This window comes from Natronococcus jeotgali DSM 18795 (assembly GCF_000337695.1).
GTDB lineage: Archaea > Halobacteriota > Halobacteria > Halobacteriales > Natrialbaceae > Natronococcus > Natronococcus jeotgali.
This window is the reverse complement of the sequence record NZ_AOIA01000033.1, coordinates 20,626-38,202: the sequence shown is the minus strand read 5'-3', so window position 1 is coordinate 38,202 and position 17,577 is coordinate 20,626. Positions and strand designations below refer to the sequence as shown.

Sequence of the window (17,577 nt, the reverse complement as noted above, 5' to 3'; positions counted from 1 at the left end):
GTCGTCGGAGTCTGTTCGCTCTGTCTCGGCGAAACGGCGTCGAGTCGCGGTCCCGGCGTTCCGGACGGAACGCGCGACGCGACCGGTCGAGAACATGGTTCCGCTACTCCGACCGACGAGCTAAAAGGGATCGTTTCGTCGGCGGGCCATAAACTACTAGTCGCGATATCTTTTCGGCGCCGACGGTTCACTTGCCGCGCTCGAGACGGCTCCCGATCCGTTCGGGCAGTCCCGCCGCGGCGACGGCGTCCCTGACTTCGCCGATGTCGTACTCGACGCGGTGGGTCTCGACGGTCATCGCCTCGAGGTCCAGCACCGCGTAGGCCGCCCGCGGGTCGCCGTCGCGGGGCTGGCCGACGCTGCCCGGATTGACGACGATCCCCTCGCCGTACCGTTCGACGCCCTGGACGTGAGTGTGACCCAGTACGAGGACGTCCTCGTCGCCGAGCAGTCGGGGCGAGAACTCGTCGGGATACGTATACCGGGTGTACCGATCGGGGTCGTCGGGGTGACCGTGGACGAGTTTCACGCGACCGTCGCACTCCAGTCGTTCCTCCGGCAGGTCGGCGAGCCACTCGAGTTGATCGGCCGAGAGCTGCTCGAGGGCGTGTTCGACCCCCGCTCTGGCCATACTGTTGAACCGGAACGGCGTCTCGTCGGCGACCGCGGCGTCGTGGTTGCCCATCACCGTCGGCACGTCCCGATCGCGAAGCTCGGCGACGCAGGCCGCGGGCCAGGGGTTGTAGCCGACAATGTCGCCAGCACAGAGCAGTTCGTCGACTGCGGGCATGTCGGCGAGGACTGCCTCGAGGGCGACCCGATTCCCGTGAACGTCGGAGATGAGCCCAACTCGCATGTCTCGGCGTACGATACGAAGGCATGTAGGTAATCCCCCGGACCGATCGCCGCGAAACCCATGCGGTGGCGCGCGCCGGGTCGCCGTGAGCGGACAGCGAACCGTGAGCCGGTGCCGTGCGAGGTCTTCGTGAACGCCGTGAACGAAGGCTTGTCAGAGCGTTCTCTGACAGTGGATGAGTGAGCGACGACGGAGCGAACGAATCGGCTGGGGAGGGCGTGGAATCCCGTGTGTTCGGCGCGAGCGGACCGCTCGGCTACTTCGGATTCGTCCGATCGGTGTGACTACTCGATCGCCGACCATCGGGGCTGTCCGGGGGTTCGATCACACTCGAACGTCGTAACCAGCTGCTCCTTCGATCAGTCGCCGTTCTCGATCGCCGTCTCGAAGCCCTCGTCGGTCCGGGCGACGCCGGCCGCGCAGACGGCGTGCTCGAACTCGTGGTCGTAGACCTCGCTCGCCGCTTCCTCGGCGCTGTCGGCCTCGAGATCGAACGCCCTCGGCGAGTCCTCCTCGTAGGTCGCGACCAGCGTCGGCTCCTCGACGGTCTCGACCAGCAGGGCGTCCTTCCGAACGGTCCCGATCAGCGCCTCGCCGTCTCCTCCCAGGGTCGCGGCGATCCGGGGCGTGTCGTAGTCGTCCTTCTCGTAATCCAGCGCGAGCAGGCTCTCCGCGAGGGCGTCCCGGGCGGGGTAGCCTAACTCGAGCTTTTCGGCGATCGGATCCACGTGGGAGCCGTTACCGAGGGCGGCCGTCTCGCCCGTCGGGGTGTCGACGACCCGCAGGCAGTTGTAGGAGACGTAGGGGTTGTCCGTCTCCGGAGCGTCCGCGGTCGGACCGACGGTGAGGGCCTCGTCTCGAGCGGTGAGCTGGCGGTTCGGGAACGACCGCGAGGAGACGCGGTAGGCGCCGACCTCGGGACCGACGACGACGAATCGTCCGACGTACATACACGAGTGTGGTCACTCGAGGGGAAAATGTGTATCGATCTGTGCACCATCGTCGACTCCGCGTAGTTACATGGAACGAAATTTATATTCAACCGGTCGACATATCCTGCTATGGCGACGGAGGAAGCCTGCCTCGAGGCGCTGCGACGCGCCGCGGACGAACTCGGCGAGTCACCGACGAAGGCGCAGTACGAGGCGCTCGGATTGACGCCGTCCTCGGCGACGATCATCCGAACCGTCGGCGGGTGGAACGCGGCGAAAGAGCGAGCCGAGCTGGCGACCGAACCGTCCACCGGCTCTCGAACGCTACCGAAACCGGACGGCGTTGATCTCCCCACGGATACGGCCTGGGAGGAGCTTTCGGTCGACCAGCGGTGGCACTACCGGAACGTCGAGCGGAACACCGAACGGACGCTGTCGCGTCGTTCGGAACTCCGCTCCTGGCTTGACGCTCGAAAACGGAAGCGTGGCTGTTCGCGCTGCGCCGTCGACACGCCGGCGTGTCTCGACTTTCACCACCGAAACGAGGAAACGAAACGGATGGCGGTCGGACGAATGATCACGTTCGGGTACGGAAAGGATACGCTTCGCGAGGAGATACGGAAGTGTGACGTGCTCTGTGCGAACTGTCACCGCGAACTCCACTACACGCCGCCGAAACGGGAACGCAAACGATGGGTTCACGACCGAAAACGCGCCGAGGGCTGCGAACGTTGCGGCGAATCGAATCCGGCGGGTCTGGATTTCCACCACACGACCGATCGGAAGGAAGCGACCGTCGCGAGATTGATCTCGGACGATCGATCGCAGGAACGAATTCGGACCGAAATCGAACGCTGTACTGTTCTCTGCGCGAACTGCCACCGAAAGGAACACAGCGACGATACCGCTGATAGCTACCGATGAACATGGCCCGAGCCCGAAAGTAGGGGACGATCGGTCCGTCGGAGTTCGTAACACTCTAATACGGACCCACCGTTAGGAACAGGTAGGTCGTCAGCGACCGACGACGCGTAGCAGTCCATTGGGGTAGCGGCCAATCCTGAAGCCTTCTGGGGGCTTCGACCCTGGTTCGAATCCAGGATGGACTACTTCCTTTCACTTCGATTCGATCAGTACCACCCTCTGTTTCCAGTTGAAACGAAGGGGTCGACTGCGCGTCCGGCGATCGAACGGAACCCTATTGAGCCGACGCCACTAGGAGCCGGCAATGAGACGACGTGAGGTTCTCGCTACTGGTGCAGCGGCGGTCGCGGCGAGCGTCGCGGGCTGTCTCGGCGACGACGACTATCCGACGAAGTCGTTCGAGGGCGTCGACGTGCCGCTCGCCCCGCTCGAGGACGTCCACGAGTGGTACGACAACGACGAGACCCGGTTCGTCGATACGCGGTCGGCGGTCGAGTACGAGGAGTACCACATCGCGGGAGCCGTCTTCAGTCCCGCGCCGGACGGTCTCGACGAGGACGATCCGGTCGAGGAGTGGGCGACCGACACGCGGATCGTCACCTACTGCGCCTGCCCCCACACGCTGGCGGGGCTGCGCGGAGCGTCGCTGATCGAGGGCGGCTACGAGGAGGTCTACGCGCTCGACGACGGACTGCAGGCCTGGTTCGACGAGAACTACCCCGCCGAGGGGAACGCGGTGTCGTCCCAGCTTCCCGCCTACGAGGTCCGTGGCGAGGCCGACCCCGCTGACGCCGGCGAGTACATCTGGGTTCGCGAGCCCGAAACGGGGCAGCGCGAACCGGGCGAGATCGAGTCGGACGGCAGTTACGAGCTGACGCTACACTTCTCGGAGCTCTCCGGGGATACACCCCTCGAGCTCGAGACCCCGACGTACTCCGTGGAGGCGACGCTGGCCGAGCTCACCGAGGGGCCGGTGACGCCCCCGTAGTTCGCCGTCGGTCAGCCGCGATCGTACGCGCCCGCGCGCTCGAGTTCGCCGCGGCGCCCGAGCACCGACGGCGTCCGACAGATCCCGGGCGCGCCCGCCGCCTGCGGGACGGTACAGTTGTTACAGCTCTCACAGAGGACGCGGACGTCCCGCTCCGCGCTCCCCGCCGCGTCGTCCTCGAGCAGTCGCGCTCCCAGTCGCGGCTCGGCGTAGAACGGCCGGGCCAGCCCGACCATGTCACAGGCCGGCGGGGTGTCGTCACGCCCCGCCGCGTCGCCGAGCAGCCGATCCATTTGCCCGCGTTCGCGGATCCCGCCCTCGGCGAGGACGGGGATCGACACCCGTTCGCGAACGCGACGACAGAACTCCTCGTTCCAGGCCGGCTCGGCGTCGTACACGAGCGCTTCCGCGCGGTTCGCCGCGGCCACGAGCCGTTTTCGTAGCGGACCGCCGAACGCTGCGTCGTACCCCTCCTGTAAGGCCTCGTTCGCCCACGCCCGATCGGGGTACTCCCCTCTGGCGATACTCATGTCCCAGGCGACCGATGTCTCCACGGGCACGACCGCGTCGTAACCGATCTTCTCGAGTCGTCGGGCGATCTCGATCCCGTCCTCGAGCGAGAGCTTCCGTCGTACCAGCGGCGCCGGCGGGGCGGGGGTCTCCGCGGGCACCTTCGCCATCACCGGAATCTCGCCCGCCCGTTCGCGAATTTCCTCGTAGACGACCGCGAGAAAGCGCAGGCGAGCCTCCGGCGAGCCGCCGAACTCATCGTCCCGACGGTTGTAAAACGGCGACAGAAACTGCTGGACGATCCCCATGTTCGCGCCCGCGATGTGAATCCCGTCGTAGCCCGCGTCGGCGGCGTACCCCGCCGCGCGACCGAAGTCGGCCGCGAGGTCGTACACCTCCTCCGTCGTGAGGACGTGTGGATCGTACTCGAGAAAGCCCGCCCGATCGAGCGCTCGCAGCTGCCAGGGCGGGCGCGAGACGGCGAGTTGCTCCAGCGCCGGGTGCTCGCGGCGGAACTCGGCGTGCCAGGTCTCCATGCTCCGCAGGCCGCCGTGCTCGAGCTGGAGGAAGATCCGTCCGCCGTGGTCGTGGATTCGATCGGTCAGTCTCGAGAGCTGCGAGACGAACTCCGGGTCGTGGACGCGGGTCATCCCCGGTGCGGCGCAGCCCCCCTCCCCGCGGACGATCGTCGCGCCCTGACAGATCAGCCCGACGCCCGACGCCGCGGCGGGCTCGAGGTCCGCGATCAGCGTCTCGACGGCGTCGGAACCGTTGCCGGCGCACTCGAGCAGCGGCGCGCGGTAGAGCCGGTTCGGGATCTCGACGACGCCGATCTCGAGCGGGTCCTCGAGGGATGGCATACGCAACCGGTTCGATTCCCCGCCACAAGAGGGTGTGCCCTCAAGGGGGCGTGATGACCGCCCGCCCCTCGATCTCGTTGTGCTCGAGGCGCTCCGCGACGGTGTTGATCTCCGCGAGGTCGTGGCGTTCGGTGCGCAGTTCGACGTCGCCGCGGTCGACCAGCGCGACGAGTTCCTGGAGTTCGGCGTACTTGCCGACCAGCGTCCCTCGGTAGGCGAACTCGCCGTCGACCAGCGCCTGGCTGGGTTCGTGGATGTGGCCCCCGTAGCCGACGATGTGGTGGTCGCCGCCCGCGGCGACGAGCTCCGGCGCCAGGCCCGTCGTCTCGTCGGCCCCGACGAAGTCGATCACCTGCTGGGCGCCCTCGTCGTCGGTGAAGTCCATGACCGCGCCCGGGAGGTCCTCGTCGCTCGAGTTGACGGTGTGGCGGGCGCCCAGGTCCTCGGCCAACTCGAGAGCTTCCGCTTTGATGTCGGCGGCGACGATATCGGCGCCGCTCGTCGCGTCGAGACACTGCAGCCCGATGTGACCCAGCCCGCCGACGCCGATGACGACGCAGGTGTCGCCCGGGTTCAGCTCGCGGGCGGCCTTCTTGACGGCGTGGTAGGCCGTGATCCCCGCGTCGGCGTGGGGCGCGATCTCGGTCGGGTCGACGCCGTCGGGAAGCGGGATCACCGCTCGCTCGTTGGTCTGAAGGTACTCGGCGAACCCGCCGTCCGTCGTCAGGCCATTGAACGCGCTGTTCTCGCAGTACATATCCTCGCCGAGCCGACACGGACGACAGATCCCGCAGGTCTGGACGGGGTGACAGATCACCGGGTCGCCCTCTTCGACGAGGGTCACCTCCTCGCCGACTTCCGCGACGATGCCCGCGTTCTCGTGGCCGAGCGTCATCGGCAGGTCCTGGGGGGCGTACGCCTCCCACATTCCCTCGATGATGTGGTTGTCGGTCTGACACCAGCCGGCGCCGGAGACCTCGATTAGGACCTCGTCGGACTTCTCGAGTTCCGGGCGGTCGATCTCCTCTACCTCGAGGGCCTCGCTCATCTCGTCGGTGTACTCGTGGAGACGGGCTGCTTGCATGATACCACGTCACGCTTTGTCGTGCTAGGTGAAAACGTTCGCCCGACGTATCGCTCCTCGGACACGATCGCCTCCGGGGCGACGTCCGGTCGGGTATCCGTCACGAAGAATAATGGTTGTTGATACCTAGCACCATAATAGGATGTACGATCACAACGGCGAGGAGATCTTCGTCATCGACGGTCACGTCCACCTGTGGGACGCGACGGAGGGGAACATCACCCACGAGGGCGGCGAGGAGTTCATCCAGTGTTTCTACGACTACCACACGACGTTCACGCCCGAGGACCGTCAGTGGAGCATCGAGGAGTACCGCAAGTACGGGCCCGATCGGATGGTCGAGGACCTGTTCGAAAACGCCGCTGCCGATATGGCGATCTTCCAGCCGACGTACCTCACGGACTTCTACGGGGACGGGTTCAACACCACCGAACAAAACGCCGAACTCGCGACCGAGTATCCGGAGCGGTTCGTTCTCAACGGCACCTTCGACCCCCGGGACGGCGAGGAGGGACTGGAGTACCTCGAGGAACTCCACGACACCTACGACATCCAGGGCGTCAAGCTGTACACCGCGGAGTGGCGCGGCGAGTCGAAGGGGTGGCGCCTCGACGACGAGGACGCCTTCGAGTTCTTAGAGAAGTGCGAGGAACTCGGCATCGAGAACATCCACGCCCACAAGGGCCCGACGATTCGCCCCCTGAACCGCGACGCCTTCGACGTCGGCGACGTCGACGACGCCGCGTCGTCGTTCCCGGATCTCAACTTCGTCGTCGAACACGTCGGGCTGCCGCGACTGGACGACTTCTGCTGGATCGCCGCCCAGGAGCCCAACGTCTACGGCGGGCTGGCGGTCGCCGCGCCGTTCGCCCAGAACCGCCCCGCGAAGTTCTCCGAAATCCTCTCGGAACTGCTGTGGTGGCTCGGCGAGGATCGGGTCCTGTTCGGCTCCGATTACGCCATCTGGAACCCCGACTGGCTCGTCGAGGCGGTTCTCGAGGCCGAGCTCACCCAGGAGGACCGCATGGAGTACGGCGTCGAGTGGGACCTCGAGACGAAACGGAAGGTGATGGGCGAGAACGCGGCCGAGCTGTACGATATCGATATCGACGAGAAGAAACGCCAGTTCCGCGAGGACGAGATCAGCGAGCGGTTCGGTCTCGAAGACCACTACGCGAGCGACGCCCCCGCGGCGGCCGACGACTGATGCCCGGACCTACTCCCGACGGCCCCACCCGTGAGGCCGTCCGCGCCCGACTCGATCGGGTCACCGATCCGGAACTCGACCGTTCGATCGTCGAACTCGAGTACGTCGACGATATCGAGATCGACGCCGGATCCGTCACCGTTCACCTGACGCTGCCGACGGCGTGGTGTTCACCCGCGTTCGCCTGGATGATGGCCGTCGACGCCCGCACCGAAGTCGAGGAACTCCCCGCGGTCGAGCGGGCGAGGATCTACCTCCGCGAGCACATGCACGAGATCGAGATCAACCGCGGCGTGAACGCGGGCCGGTCGTTCGCCGAGGCCTTTCCCGACGCCGAGGACACCGTCGACGCCGTCCGCGCGGAGCTCGATCGCAAGGCCAGAACCGCCCGCCAGTACGACGCCGTCGAGGCGCTGCTCGAGGCCGGCCTCGATCCCGAGACGATCGTCTCGCTCCGGCCACAGGACCTCGAGCGCACCGACGGCGACGACCAGCTATCGATCTACCTCGCGGATCGGGCCGTCGCCGTCTCCGCGCCCGCGGAACCGATCGAGCGCTACCTCGAGAAGGCCCGCGAGACGGGGCTGGCCGACGCCGACGCGGACCCGCTGTTCCTGACCCCCGAGGGCGAGCCGATCGACCCCGAGGCGTTCGAACTCGTCCACCGACGGGGACGGCTGGCACAGGTCAATATGTCGAGCCAGGGCGGGATCTGCGACGGGCTCCGGGAGTCCCGGGAGCGACGGCTCGAGGCGTCCGACTAGCTCACTTCTCGACCTCGAGCAGCGCCACCCGTTCGCGGACCAGCGCGCCGAGCGAGGCGTCGGTCGCCGCGCGCTCGCGGTCGGGAATCTCGAAAAAGGTCTGGAGGGTCTCTTCGTCGGGTGCCTCGAGGGTCGGCTCCCAATCGACGAACGCCTCGAGTTCACGGATGTCCTCGAGCGCCGCGGTTTCGTCGCCCCCGTCCGCGAGGACGACGGCCCGGTTCCGGCTCTCACCGACCCCCATCTCCAGCGCGCGGTCGATCTGGCGGCGTCCGGCGGCGTACAGCAGGATCTCGACGGCCCGGTCGCGGGCGACGTTCTCGCCGCGTGCGATCGAGCGGTCCGCGAGCTCGAGGGCCCGCTCGAGGTGGCGAGGGCCGGCGACGTAGCGGGCGTCGAACGCCTGCAGGGTGGTTCCGTGGGTCTCGCCGATCGCGCCGATGTCGGCGACGAACGCGTCGAGGTCGTCGATCGCGAGGGTACATTCGAGCAGCTCCATCAGAAATCACCCAGGCTGGACTGGTTCTCCTCGTCGTCGGTCGTCGCGGTCGCGTCGGGTTCGACCGCGCCCCCGTCGCCGCTCGAGTCCGTCGCCGCCGCGGCAGCCGAATCGGCCTCGACGTCGTCCATCGAGGGATCCTCGCGGCCGACGTTCTCGAGGACGCTTTCGGCGGTCTTCTTCCCTTTCAGCGCTCCGAGCACGACCGATTTGTCGGCCTCGCGGAGGTCCGCAGGCTCCTCGATGCCGACCTCGTACAGCTGTCGGGCGCGCTTGCGCCCGACGCCCCGTACCGAAACCAGCTCGAGCAGCTCCTCGCCGACGCCGTGTTCGACCCGGGCGCGGGCCTCGCGGACGGCGACGGTCCACTCGCTGTCGATCTCCGCCGCCAGCGACTCGGCCGCGCCCAGCAGCCACTCGGCGGTGTCGACCTTCCCGCGCAGGTCGCCCGGCCCGATCTTGTAGCGTTCGGTGATCCGTTCCTCGTCCTCTTCCTCGGCCCAGTCCTCGAGCAGTTTGCCCGTCTTCAGGGCCGCGAGCCAGTCCTCGAAGCGCTCTTCCTCGAACTCGCTGGGCGCGTCGCCGAGCAGTTCGGCCTCGCGCTCGTAGTACAGTTCGCCGAACGTCTCGTCCTCCCCCGACCGGAGGTAGAGCTCGTACATGTCCGGCGTTCGGGAGACGAGCTGGTAGAGCCCCAGCGCGGTGGGTCGGTCGTCGGCATCCTCGAGCCCGTGGACGATCGTCGCGGCGCTCATCGGGTCGAGGTAGAGCCGCGAGACGGTGTGCCCGAGGCTGGTGGCCTCGAGGTCCTCCGTTCGCTCGTCACTGGCTGCGAGGTCGGCCGCCGAGGTAAACGCGCCGTCCGCTCCGGGACCGTCGTCTCGCTCCCGTTCTACGAAGTCGTTGCGCTCGAGGTACTCCAGCACGCTATCCGTCACGGTCTCGAGCCGACCCGGCTCGCTCGACTGGCTCGCGTACAGCGTCGCCTCGAGGAACTCCAGTAGCCCCTCTCGCGTGCGAGCGAAGCCGGAGGCGATCGTAGCCAGTACGTGGGTCCGCAGGGCGGGCTCGGCCGCGAGCTTCGAGCGAACGGACTCGGGATCGGCCCAGACGTAGCGGTCGAACAGCTCCTCGCTCTCGTCGTGGCTCTTGGCGAGCAACACGGCCTCGCCGTAGGGGTCGAGCCCCGGCCGTCCGGCCCGTCCCATCATCTGGTGGACCTCGAGGACGTCCAGCGGCGCCATCCCGCCCGCGGTGGGGTCGAACCGTCGCCAGTCGCGGACGATGACGCGGCGAGCGGGCGTGTTCACCCCCGCGGCCAGCGTGGGCGTCGCCGAGATGGCCTTCAGCAGGCGATCGCGGAAGGCGTCCTCGACGAGCGAGCGCTGGGTGCTCGAGAGGCCCGCGTGGTGAAACGCCGAGCCGCGTTCGACGCAGTCGGCGAGGTCTGCGCTTGTTTCCGTGTCGCTGTCCTCGCGGATCTCCTCGGCCAGCTCCGCCAGGTCCGTTCGCTCGCCGTCGGTCAGCTCCCGGCCAGTAACCTGGCCGAGCCTGCGGGCCGCGGCCTCGGCGTTCCGTCGGGAGTTGACGAACACGAGCGACGACCCCCCTTCCTGAACGATGTCGCGGACGAGGGCTGCCTCCTGCTTTTCGCCGCCCTCGACGGGCACCTCGCGGGTCGAACCGTCGTCGAAGTTCAGGGCGTTGCCGTAGTGGACGCCCGTCTGCAGGTCGATCGGGCGCCAGTCGGTGTCGACGAGTTCGGCGTCGAGCCAGTCGGCGATCTCGTCGGCGTTGCCGACCGTCGCCGAGAGCGCGACGGTCTGCAGGTCGGGGTTGAGCCGGCGCAGTTTCGCGAGCGTGACCTCGAGCGTCGGTCCGCGGTTGCGGTCGTCGATGAGGTGGACCTCGTCGCTGACGACGCAGGTCAGCTCGGAGAGCCAGCTCGCACCGTTTCGCACGAGCGAGTCGACCTTCTCGCTTGTCGCGACCACGATGTCCTTCGTGGCGAGCCAGTCGCTGGTCGACTCGTAGTTACCCGTCGTCACGCCGACGTCGACGCCGAAGGACTCGTAGGCCGCGAACTCCTCGCGTTTCTCGCTGGCCAGCGCCCGCAGGGGCACGATGTACAGCGCCTTGCCGCCGCGCTCGATCGCCGACAGCATCGACAGGGCGGCGATCATCGTCTTCCCGCTGGCGGTCGGAACGGCCGCGACGAGGTTCTCGCCCTCGGTCGCGCCGGCCTCGACGGCCTCGGCCTGGGGCGGGTAGAGCTCCTCGATCCCCTCGCTGCGAAAGTGCTCGAGCGCGCCGGGCGGGAGCCCCGCCAGCTCCTCGATATTCATCGTCCGTCCTTGGCGCGTCCCGTGGTTTAAACTGTCGTCTCTCGGATCAAAGTTGCGCGGGCGAGCGCGTCGACCGTTCGACTGGTGCCGACGCGTCCGCCCCCGTTCGAATTGTTCCCTCCGGATGATAGTGTAACTCAACACACAGTAATATAAAGAAATAACAGTGACTTTCACGACGGTCTTACACGAATTATGCAACGACGGCAATTCGTTACGGCCCTTGGCGCGACCGGACTGCTCGGTGCGACCGGTTCGGCCGGGGCGCGCTCCGGCGGTGCCGACTCGCGGGGAGGCGACATCGAGAACGTGATCGTCCTGATCGGCGACGGGATGGGGTTCGACCCGATCGAGGTCACGTCGGTCGTCCACGGCGACCTGTCGCTGCAGTCGATGACCGGCGTCGGGTACACGCGGACGAACTCCCGGAGCGGCGAGGTGACGGACTCGGCGGCGGCCGGGACGGCACTGGCGACCGGCCACAAGGCGTACAACGGGCAAATCTCGGTCCGCGGCGACGAGGGCGACGACGATCCGACGGCGCTTCTGACCCAGCTCGAGCTCGCGCAGTCCTGCGGGAAGGCCACCGGGCTGGTTTCGACGACCAGGATCACCCACGCCACGCCGGCCGCCTTCGCCTCGCACGTACCCGATCGGGACATGGAGGAGGCGATCGCCGAACAGTACGCCGACAGCGACGTCGACGTGCTCATGGGCGGCGGCCGCCGCGAGTTCAGCGACGACGTGCTCGAGCGGATGCGGGAGGCCGGCTACGAGGTGTTGCTCGACGACGACGACCTCCGGAACGCGGGCGACGACCGCCTGCTCGGGCTGTTCGCCGACAGCCACGTCCCCTACACGCTCGACCGCGACGAGTCGGTCCCGTCGCTGCCCGAGATGACCGCCGCCGCGGTCGACCGACTCGAAGACGACGGCGACGACGGGTTCTTCCTCATGGTCGAGGGCGGGCGCATCGACCACGCCGAACACGGCAACGACGTCCAGTCGACCGTCGCCGAAACCGAGGAGTTCGACGCGGTCGTCGACTGGGCGCTCGAGTACGTCGCCGACCGCGACGACACGCTCGTCGTCGTCGCCTCCGACCACGAGACGGGCGGGCTGGCGACCGGCAGCGACTACGGCTCGCCGATCGACGCCGAGGCGATCCGGAACGCGGAGGCGAGCAACGAGGCCGTCGCCGAGGCCGTTGCCGAGGGCGACGAGTCGATTTCCGACGCGATCGAAGGGCGGGTCGACGTCGAACTCACCGACGACGATGTCGATCGGATCGAAGACGCCACGGGGGCCGACGACCCCTACGCGCTCTCGAACGCGATCGGGGCGGTCGTCTCCGACCACCTCGGCGTCTCGTGGGCCTCGAACGTCCACACCGGTCCGGCCCAGACGGTCATGGCCGCCGGTCCCGACGTCGATCCGTTCAACGGCTGGATCCACCACACTGACCTCTCGGTGACCGTCACCGCGCTCCTGTTGTTCGGCCGACTCGCGGACGTCTCCGAGGACCAGCGCGAGGCCTGGGAGCGCACGATCGCCAAAAACGGACCGACGGGCCGCCGCGACGCCTGCCTCGCCCTCGAGTACGTCGGTCCCGTCACCGACGACGTGACCGCGGCGCTGGATCTCGACGGGAACGGCGTCGTCGACTATCGGGACGTGCTCGGCATCCTCGAGGGCGACGTCCCGTCGCCGGCGGCGCGAGTCGGACGGCGACGCGAGGCGCCGCACTCGGCACACGACGTCTGAACGCGCCGTTTCGAACGGCGGCCGAGCGCCGACGCCGCGTCCACGCCCGGAGCGGAACGGAGCGCGCTACCGCGCGTCGGCGCCGCGGCGTTATTCTCGGGTCGCCTCGTCGGAAGACTCGCGCACGATCACGGACGAGATCCGCATTCCGTCGACGGCCGCCACCTCGAGGTCGTAGCCGTCGACGGCGACGCGGTCGCCGGTTTCGGGCGGACGACCGAGTCGGTCGAGAACCAGCCCGCCGACGGTCTCGACCGCGTCGTGGTCGAACGCGCTGTCCAGTTCGTCGTTGAGCGCCGAGAGCGTGACGCCGCCGTCGACGAGGAGTCCGTCCGCCAGGCCGTCGCGGTCGATCGAGGGCTCGCGCGCGGCGATGTCGAACCTGTCGCGGATGTCGCCGACGACGACCTCGACGACGTCCTCGACGGCGACGATCCCCTCGAGGACGCCCCACTCGTCGATCACGGCGGCCATCTGGGCCTGCTCGTCCTGTAGTTCGGAGAGCAGGTCGCCGACGGCGGTCGTCTCCGGCACTACCGGCATCTCCCGCGCGAGGTCGCCGGCGGTGACGGTTGCCGTCCGTTCGCCCTCGAGGGTCTGATCGGCCCGGATGACGTCCTTGGCGTCGACGAGTCCGACCACCTCGTCGGGGTCGTCGGCGGCGACGACGGGGTAGCGGGTGTGGCCCGCGTCGACGATGACGCGTCGCAGCTCCGGGAGGGACAGGTCTGCGGACACGCTGCGGATGTCGGGTCGGGGGACCATGATCTCACGGACCGCGATGTCGTCGAGTTCGAACACGCTCTCGACCATCCTGACCTCCTCGCCCGCGACGTGGCCCTCTTCGCCGGCTCTCGAGAGGGCCATCCGGAGCTCCTCCTCGGTGAGCGTTTCGTCGGTCTCCGAGGCCGGCGGAACGCCGAGCAGCCGCGTGACGGCGTTGGCGGTCCCGTTGAACACGACGATTCCGGGAACGAAGAGGTAGTAGAACAGCTTCATCGGAGCGGAGACCGCCAGCGCGACGCGTTCGGCCTGCGCGATGGAGATCGTCTTCGGCGCGAGTTCGCCGAAGACGACGTGCAGGAACGTGATGACGCTGAACCCGATGGCGAACGCCACCAGGTGGACCAGACTCTCCGGCAGCACCTGCGCGGCGACCGGTTCGATCAGCGCCGCGATCGCGGGTTCGCCGAGCCACCCCAGCCCCAGGGAGGCGATCGTGATGCCGAGCTGGGTGACCGCGAGGTAGTCGTCCAAGTTGTCCATCGCCTCCTGCAGCGTCGCCGCGCCCCGGCGCCCCTCCGCGGCGAGCGACTCGACGGCCGTCGCCCGCACTCGGACGTAGGCGAACTCGGCGGCGACGAAGAACCCGTTCAGCGCGACGAGCAACAGGGCGCCGACAATCCGAGCGAGGGAGAACGCGAGGTCTACCATCGTCCCCCCGGCGATCGGGATTCGGTACAGGCGATTCGCGACGACTGACTCCAGCAACCGACCATACGGGTACGACGACCGTACGGAACTAAACGGTACTGCCGTCGATGGCGGTTCCCGGTCGACGGCTCGCGGGCCGACGCGTCGGTTCGCCGCCCCACCCGCGGATCTCCCCTGCCCGTTCGACGCCTACGCGGTCGGCACGTCGTAGCTCGTCTCGAGGTGTGCGAACAGCTCGTCGACCAGCACGGGATCGTACGTCCAGAACCCGTAGTACCGATCGGGTCGGCGCTCCTCGGCGACCAGCGCGCACGTGCGGCCGACGTCGCCCCCGCCGTCGAAAGCGACGAACCAGAACCGGCCGAGTTCCCCCGAGCCGGAGACGAGCGGAGGGTCGCCGTCCGACCCCTTCGTTCCGTCCCACGCCTCGTCGACGAACGCCGTTACCGACAGCGCGCCCCGAGAGGCGAGGCGGTCGTACACCGCCCGCTGGTCGTCGAACGCCGCCTCGCGCTGGAAGCCGGCGTACAGCCGTCCCGCGGCGGTTCGCCAGGCCCGTTCTTCGATCTCCCTGGCGGCCGCGAGCATCTGTCGTCGGTCGTAGGCGGCGAACAGCGTGTTCTCGAGAAAGTCGAACAGCTCCCGCGCGTCTGGCGCGTTCCCCTCGAGCGTCCACGGCGGGTGGATTTCCGGCGAGAGGACGGCGTCGAACTCCTCGAGTCCCAGCGCGCCCCGGAACTCGCCGCTCGGACCCCGAATCACGACGAACCCCTCCTCGAACGCCGCGGCGCGGCGATACTCGACGTCGACGTTGCGGGTCGCAAACTGCCGCTCGAGGTCCGCCGCGACGCCGTCGTCCGCGGCGTAGACCTCGAGGCGCTTTCGCTCGCGCTCGACGGCCTCGAGCGCCTCGCCCAGCGTTTCGACGGTCATTCCCCGACGCCGAGCACCCCGTAGACGGCCGCGGGGACGTCGACGTCTCGCACCCTCCCGCCGGCGGGATCGAACTCGAGTAACCCGTGGTCGTCGAGCCGCGGGAGCACCGAGTGGTGGAGGGTGATGCGGGCCCGCTCGTAGGCCCCCTCGCCGGCGATCCGCCCGCCGTCGGCGGCGGTGGCGCCGGCGATCACCGCCGCGAGGCGTCGAGCGTCGCGCTCGGGTGGTCGTACAGGTACGCCAGCGTGATGCGGACCTCCCGCGACGAGAGAAGCCCGAGGAGGTCGTCGACGTCGTGCCCGGGAGCGGCGTCCGCGAGCGCGGAGAGGTCCTCGAGGCCGTCGTTCATGGACGGTGAGTTGGTCCCTCGAGCGTATAAGGTGTGTTCCGGACGACCGCGACTATCGCGTGCAGCGATAGTTCAGGTGGCGCTGAACGAGTTCGCGATCGGTACTCGCCGATTCCGCCGCCGACCGCGGCGTCGCGACCGCTAACGATTTAGGACGATCGGCCCAACCCTCGCGCATGAGGGTCGAATTCGACGAGGACACCTGTATCGGGATGTACCAGTGCGTCGCCGAGTGGGACGCCTTCCGGAAGGACAAATCGAAGGGGAAGGCCGTCCTCGAGGACAGCGAGGAGGCCGAGGACGGGGTCTTCGTCCGCGAGGTTCCCGAGGACGCCGAACTCGACGCGAAGTTCGCGGCCCGGACCTGTCCCGTCGACGCGATCACGATCTACGACGACGACGGCGAGCAGCTAATTCCCTGACTCGTCGCCGACAGACGGATGGGTGTCGACGTCGAACGCCGCAATATGGCCGACCCGGACCGCGTCCTCGTCCCGACCCTCGGCCGTCCGGAGGAGGACGAGGCGCTCGCCTACGCTCTCGAGACGTTTCCCGACGCCGCGGTCACGCTGCTTGCGGTCGTGACGCCGCTCGACGCGCCGTTGAGCGAGGGCGGGGTGCTCGAGCGAAGCGACGAACGGTCGGATCGGTCGCGCGACCGTGCGTCTCGGCTGCTGGGGACGGTCGACGCTCCGGGAGCCGCGGATCGGGTTCGGATCGAGGTCGCGGAGGGACGGCCCGGGACCGTCATCTCGCAGTACGCGAGCGAGCACGACGTCGACCACGTCGTCATGCACGGCCACGAGAGCAAAACGACGGGGTTCGTTCGGCGATTTCTCGGCCGCAGTATCGCCACGACGGTCATCGACCGAACATCGCGTCCGGTAACGGTCCTCGAGTAGCCACGTTCATCACCCGGCGACCGTCGCGAACGCTCGGTAGAGTCCGTAGCTGACGGCGGTCGAGCTCCCCAGCGTCAGCAGCCAGAAGGCGATCGTTACGCCGATCTTGCGCCGCGAGACGCCGGCAGAGCCCGCGGCCAGCCCGCCGCCGATGACCCCCGAGAGGATGATGTTGTTGAGCGAGATCGGAATCCCGAGCGCGATCGCCAGTTGGGCGATAATAAAGCCCGGGACGAGTGCGGCGACCGATCGGCGGACGCCGAGCTGGGCGTACTCCCGGGACGTCGCCTGCAGGAGCCGCGGTGCGGCCATCCACGCACCGGCGAGAATCCCGGTCGCCCCGATGCCGAGCAGGACGATCCCCGGCAGGCCGAGCTCGATCCGGAACAGGTGCTCGAGCGGACCGGTTGCGAGCCCGACCTGCGAACCGCCCGAGGAGAACGCGACGATCCCGCCCAGGATGAGCAGGAACGAGCGAATCCCCCCTTCGACGGAGACGAGGACTCGCCTGCGGATCCAACCGAACGCGAGCACGCCGAGCGCGATCGTCGCGAGAACCATTCCGACGTCGACGTTTGCAGCCAGCTCTGGCCCACCCCCGATGCGGGTCGAGACGAACCGTGCGAGCGTCCCCTGGTCGGCTACCGGATCCGGAATCACGCCGAGTCGGATGTTCGCGAGGATCGCCCCGACGATGCCTGCAAGCAGCGGGACGCCGATCGTCTCGGGCACGTCGTCGCGTCGCAACAGCGTCGCCGTGACGAACGCCAGACCGCTGGACATGATCGGGACGAGCAGCCAGAAAGTGCCGAGTCGCTGGTAGGTCTCGACGGCCGGATCTCCGCCCAGCGAGAGCCCGACCCCGACCATCGCGCCCGTCGTCGCGAACGCCGCCGGGATCGGGTACCGGGTGTAGATGCCGATCCCCATAAACGCCGCCGCGGTGAGCAGTCCCGCAGTGGCGGCAAGCGGCGTGATCGTGACGCCGTCGATGAGGTCTGCGCCGACCGTCTCGGAGATGCTCCCGCCCTGCATGAGCGCGCCGGCGGCCGCGAGCAAACCGATGGCGAACGCGGCTCGCATCGTCGAAATCGCGTTCGCACCGATCGCCGGTGCGAACGGCGGCGAGTTGCTGTTTGCCCCGAGTACCCACGCCATACACAGGCAGGTGACGACGGCAGTCCCGACGACCAGGACGAACGATGGCGTGACCATCCGTTCTT

At 68.2% G+C, this 17,577-nt stretch carries 18 protein-coding genes and 1 tRNA gene; 8 read left to right on the top strand and 11 right to left on the bottom strand.

Going from position 1 to position 17,577, the window contains the following annotated elements:
• Positions 1-187 precede the first annotated feature (187 nt).
• Positions 188-856 (bottom strand): metallophosphoesterase family protein, encoded by a 669-nt coding sequence (locus C492_RS05200; protein WP_008421164.1) that lies wholly within the window; start codon positions 854-856, stop codon positions 188-190.
• Positions 857-1,215: 359 nt separating this feature from the next.
• On the bottom strand, positions 1,216-1,806 hold the full coding sequence (locus C492_RS05195; protein ID WP_008421162.1) for an IMP cyclohydrolase: 591 nt from the start codon (positions 1,804-1,806) through the stop codon (positions 1,216-1,218).
• Between the two features lie 111 nt (positions 1,807-1,917).
• On the opposite strand from C492_RS05195, the gene C492_RS05190 reads away from it, so the two are divergent.
• The 3 genes from C492_RS05190 to C492_RS05180 all read left to right on the top strand — a co-directional run bounded on the left by C492_RS05190 (position 1,918) and on the right by C492_RS05180 (position 3,700).
• A complete protein-coding gene (locus C492_RS05190) occupies positions 1,918-2,712 on the top strand; it encodes a homing endonuclease associated repeat-containing protein (RefSeq protein ID WP_008421160.1) in 795 nt (264 codons plus the stop codon).
• Positions 2,713-2,824: 112 nt separating this feature from the next.
• Positions 2,825-2,897 (top strand) — tRNA-Gln (locus C492_RS05185).
• 119 nt (positions 2,898-3,016) lie between these two features.
• Positions 3,017-3,700: a rhodanese-like domain-containing protein gene (locus C492_RS05180; RefSeq protein WP_008421158.1), complete on the top strand. Its 684-nt coding sequence runs from the start codon at positions 3,017-3,019 to the stop codon at positions 3,698-3,700.
• A gap of 11 nt (positions 3,701-3,711) precedes the next feature.
• Here C492_RS05180 and C492_RS05175 read toward each other — a convergent pair whose 3' ends face one another.
• Positions 3,712-5,070: an oxidoreductase gene (locus tag C492_RS05175; RefSeq protein WP_008421157.1), complete on the bottom strand. Its 1,359-nt coding sequence runs from the start codon at positions 5,068-5,070 to the stop codon at positions 3,712-3,714.
• Positions 5,071-5,110: 40 nt separating this feature from the next.
• Entirely contained in the window at positions 5,111-6,154 is a 1,044-nt protein-coding gene (locus C492_RS05170; RefSeq protein WP_008421155.1) for an NAD(P)-dependent alcohol dehydrogenase, read from the bottom strand.
• Positions 6,155-6,296: 142 nt separating this feature from the next.
• On the opposite strand from C492_RS05170, the gene C492_RS05165 reads away from it, so the two are divergent.
• Entirely contained in the window at positions 6,297-7,361 is a 1,065-nt protein-coding gene (locus C492_RS05165) for an amidohydrolase family protein (RefSeq protein ID WP_008421153.1), read from the top strand.
• Positions 7,361-8,125: an iron-sulfur cluster assembly protein gene (locus C492_RS05160; protein WP_008421152.1), complete on the top strand. Its 765-nt coding sequence runs from the start codon at positions 7,361-7,363 to the stop codon at positions 8,123-8,125. The genes C492_RS05165 and C492_RS05160 overlap by 1 nt, the downstream gene beginning before the upstream one ends.
• A gap of 1 nt (position 8,126) precedes the next feature.
• On the opposite strand, the gene cgi121 is transcribed toward C492_RS05160, so the two are convergent.
• Both cgi121 and C492_RS05150 read right to left on the bottom strand, forming a co-directional pair.
• Complete coding sequence (gene cgi121, locus C492_RS05155) at positions 8,127-8,624, bottom strand: KEOPS complex subunit Cgi121 (RefSeq protein WP_008421151.1); 498 nt, start codon at positions 8,622-8,624, stop codon at positions 8,127-8,129.
• Complete coding sequence (locus C492_RS05150; RefSeq protein ID WP_008421149.1) at positions 8,624-10,969, bottom strand: ATP-dependent DNA helicase; 2,346 nt, start codon at positions 10,967-10,969, stop codon at positions 8,624-8,626. The genes cgi121 and C492_RS05150 overlap by 1 nt, the downstream gene beginning before the upstream one ends.
• A 195-nt stretch (positions 10,970-11,164) precedes the next feature.
• Here C492_RS05150 and C492_RS05145 point away from each other — a divergent pair, with 195 nt between their 5' ends.
• A complete protein-coding gene (locus C492_RS05145) occupies positions 11,165-12,733 on the top strand; it encodes an alkaline phosphatase (protein ID WP_008421148.1) in 1,569 nt (522 codons plus the stop codon).
• Positions 12,734-12,823: 90 nt separating this feature from the next.
• Here the strand turns inward: C492_RS05145 and C492_RS05140 are convergent, their stop codons facing one another.
• From C492_RS05140 to C492_RS25100, 4 genes are all read right to left on the bottom strand, one after another.
• Positions 12,824-14,167, bottom strand: a complete 1,344-nt coding sequence (locus tag C492_RS05140; RefSeq protein ID WP_049892763.1) for a hemolysin family protein — start codon at positions 14,165-14,167, stop codon at positions 12,824-12,826.
• 189 nt (positions 14,168-14,356) lie between these two features.
• The gene (locus tag C492_RS05135; RefSeq protein WP_008421144.1) at positions 14,357-15,100 is read right to left on the bottom strand and encodes a DICT sensory domain-containing protein; all 744 of its coding nucleotides are present in this window, start codon (positions 15,098-15,100) and stop codon (positions 14,357-14,359) included.
• A complete protein-coding gene (locus C492_RS25105) occupies positions 15,097-15,297 on the bottom strand; it encodes a DUF7344 domain-containing protein (RefSeq protein ID WP_008421142.1) in 201 nt (66 codons plus the stop codon). The genes C492_RS05135 and C492_RS25105 overlap by 4 nt, the downstream gene beginning before the upstream one ends.
• The gene (locus C492_RS25100; protein WP_008421140.1) at positions 15,294-15,452 is read right to left on the bottom strand and encodes a hypothetical protein; all 159 of its coding nucleotides are present in this window, start codon (positions 15,450-15,452) and stop codon (positions 15,294-15,296) included. Before C492_RS25100 ends, C492_RS25105 begins: the two co-directional genes overlap by 4 nt.
• Positions 15,453-15,628: 176 nt before the next feature.
• Between C492_RS25100 and C492_RS05125 the strand changes: the two genes are divergently transcribed.
• Together C492_RS05125 and C492_RS05120 are read left to right on the top strand one after the other, a co-directional pair.
• Positions 15,629-15,874 carry a ferredoxin gene (locus tag C492_RS05125; protein WP_008421139.1) on the top strand — a complete coding sequence of 82 codons (246 nt, stop codon included), beginning with the start codon at positions 15,629-15,631 and terminating at the stop codon, positions 15,872-15,874.
• A gap of 18 nt (positions 15,875-15,892) precedes the next feature.
• Positions 15,893-16,354 (top strand): universal stress protein, encoded by a 462-nt coding sequence (locus C492_RS05120; RefSeq protein ID WP_008421137.1) that lies wholly within the window; start codon positions 15,893-15,895, stop codon positions 16,352-16,354.
• Positions 16,355-16,363: 9 nt separating this feature from the next.
• Here C492_RS05120 and C492_RS05115 read toward each other — a convergent pair whose 3' ends face one another.
• The gene (locus tag C492_RS05115; protein ID WP_008421135.1) at positions 16,364-17,569 is read right to left on the bottom strand and encodes an inorganic phosphate transporter; all 1,206 of its coding nucleotides are present in this window, start codon (positions 17,567-17,569) and stop codon (positions 16,364-16,366) included.
• Between the last annotated feature and the right edge of the window lie 8 nt (positions 17,570-17,577).

Bases quoted from the DNA above. Each gene is read 5' to 3' on its own strand.
- C492_RS05190 (WP_008421160.1), top strand. From the start codon at position 1,918: ATGGCGACGGAGGAAGCCTGCCTCGAGGCGCTGCGACGCGCCGCGGAC.
- C492_RS05160 (WP_008421152.1), top strand. From the start codon at position 7,361: ATGCCCGGACCTACTCCCGACGGCCCCACCCGTGAGGCCGTCCGCGCC.
- C492_RS05180 (WP_008421158.1), top strand. From the start codon at position 3,017: ATGAGACGACGTGAGGTTCTCGCTACTGGTGCAGCGGCGGTCGCGGCG.
- C492_RS05120 (WP_008421137.1), top strand. From the start codon at position 15,893: ATGGGTGTCGACGTCGAACGCCGCAATATGGCCGACCCGGACCGCGTC.
- C492_RS05145 (WP_008421148.1), top strand. From the start codon at position 11,165: ATGCAACGACGGCAATTCGTTACGGCCCTTGGCGCGACCGGACTGCTC.
- C492_RS05195 (WP_008421162.1), bottom strand. From the start codon at position 1,806: ATGTACGTCGGACGATTCGTCGTCGTCGGTCCCGAGGTCGGCGCCTAC.
- cgi121 (WP_008421151.1), bottom strand. From the start codon at position 8,624: ATGGAGCTGCTCGAATGTACCCTCGCGATCGACGACCTCGACGCGTTC.
- C492_RS05170 (WP_008421155.1), bottom strand. From the start codon at position 6,154: ATGCAAGCAGCCCGTCTCCACGAGTACACCGACGAGATGAGCGAGGCC.
- C492_RS05175 (WP_008421157.1), bottom strand. From the start codon at position 5,070: ATGCCATCCCTCGAGGACCCGCTCGAGATCGGCGTCGTCGAGATCCCG.
- C492_RS05135 (WP_008421144.1), bottom strand. From the start codon at position 15,100: ATGACCGTCGAAACGCTGGGCGAGGCGCTCGAGGCCGTCGAGCGCGAG.
- C492_RS05125 (WP_008421139.1), top strand. From the start codon at position 15,629: ATGAGGGTCGAATTCGACGAGGACACCTGTATCGGGATGTACCAGTGC.
- C492_RS05200 (WP_008421164.1), bottom strand. From the start codon at position 856: ATGCGAGTTGGGCTCATCTCCGACGTTCACGGGAATCGGGTCGCCCTC.
- C492_RS05150 (WP_008421149.1), bottom strand. From the start codon at position 10,969: ATGAATATCGAGGAGCTGGCGGGGCTCCCGCCCGGCGCGCTCGAGCAC.
- C492_RS05140 (WP_049892763.1), bottom strand. From the start codon at position 14,167: ATGGTAGACCTCGCGTTCTCCCTCGCTCGGATTGTCGGCGCCCTGTTG.
- C492_RS05165 (WP_008421153.1), top strand. From the start codon at position 6,297: ATGTACGATCACAACGGCGAGGAGATCTTCGTCATCGACGGTCACGTC.
- C492_RS25100 (WP_008421140.1), bottom strand. From the start codon at position 15,452: ATGAACGACGGCCTCGAGGACCTCTCCGCGCTCGCGGACGCCGCTCCC.
- C492_RS05115 (WP_008421135.1), bottom strand. From the start codon at position 17,569: ATGGTCACGCCATCGTTCGTCCTGGTCGTCGGGACTGCCGTCGTCACC.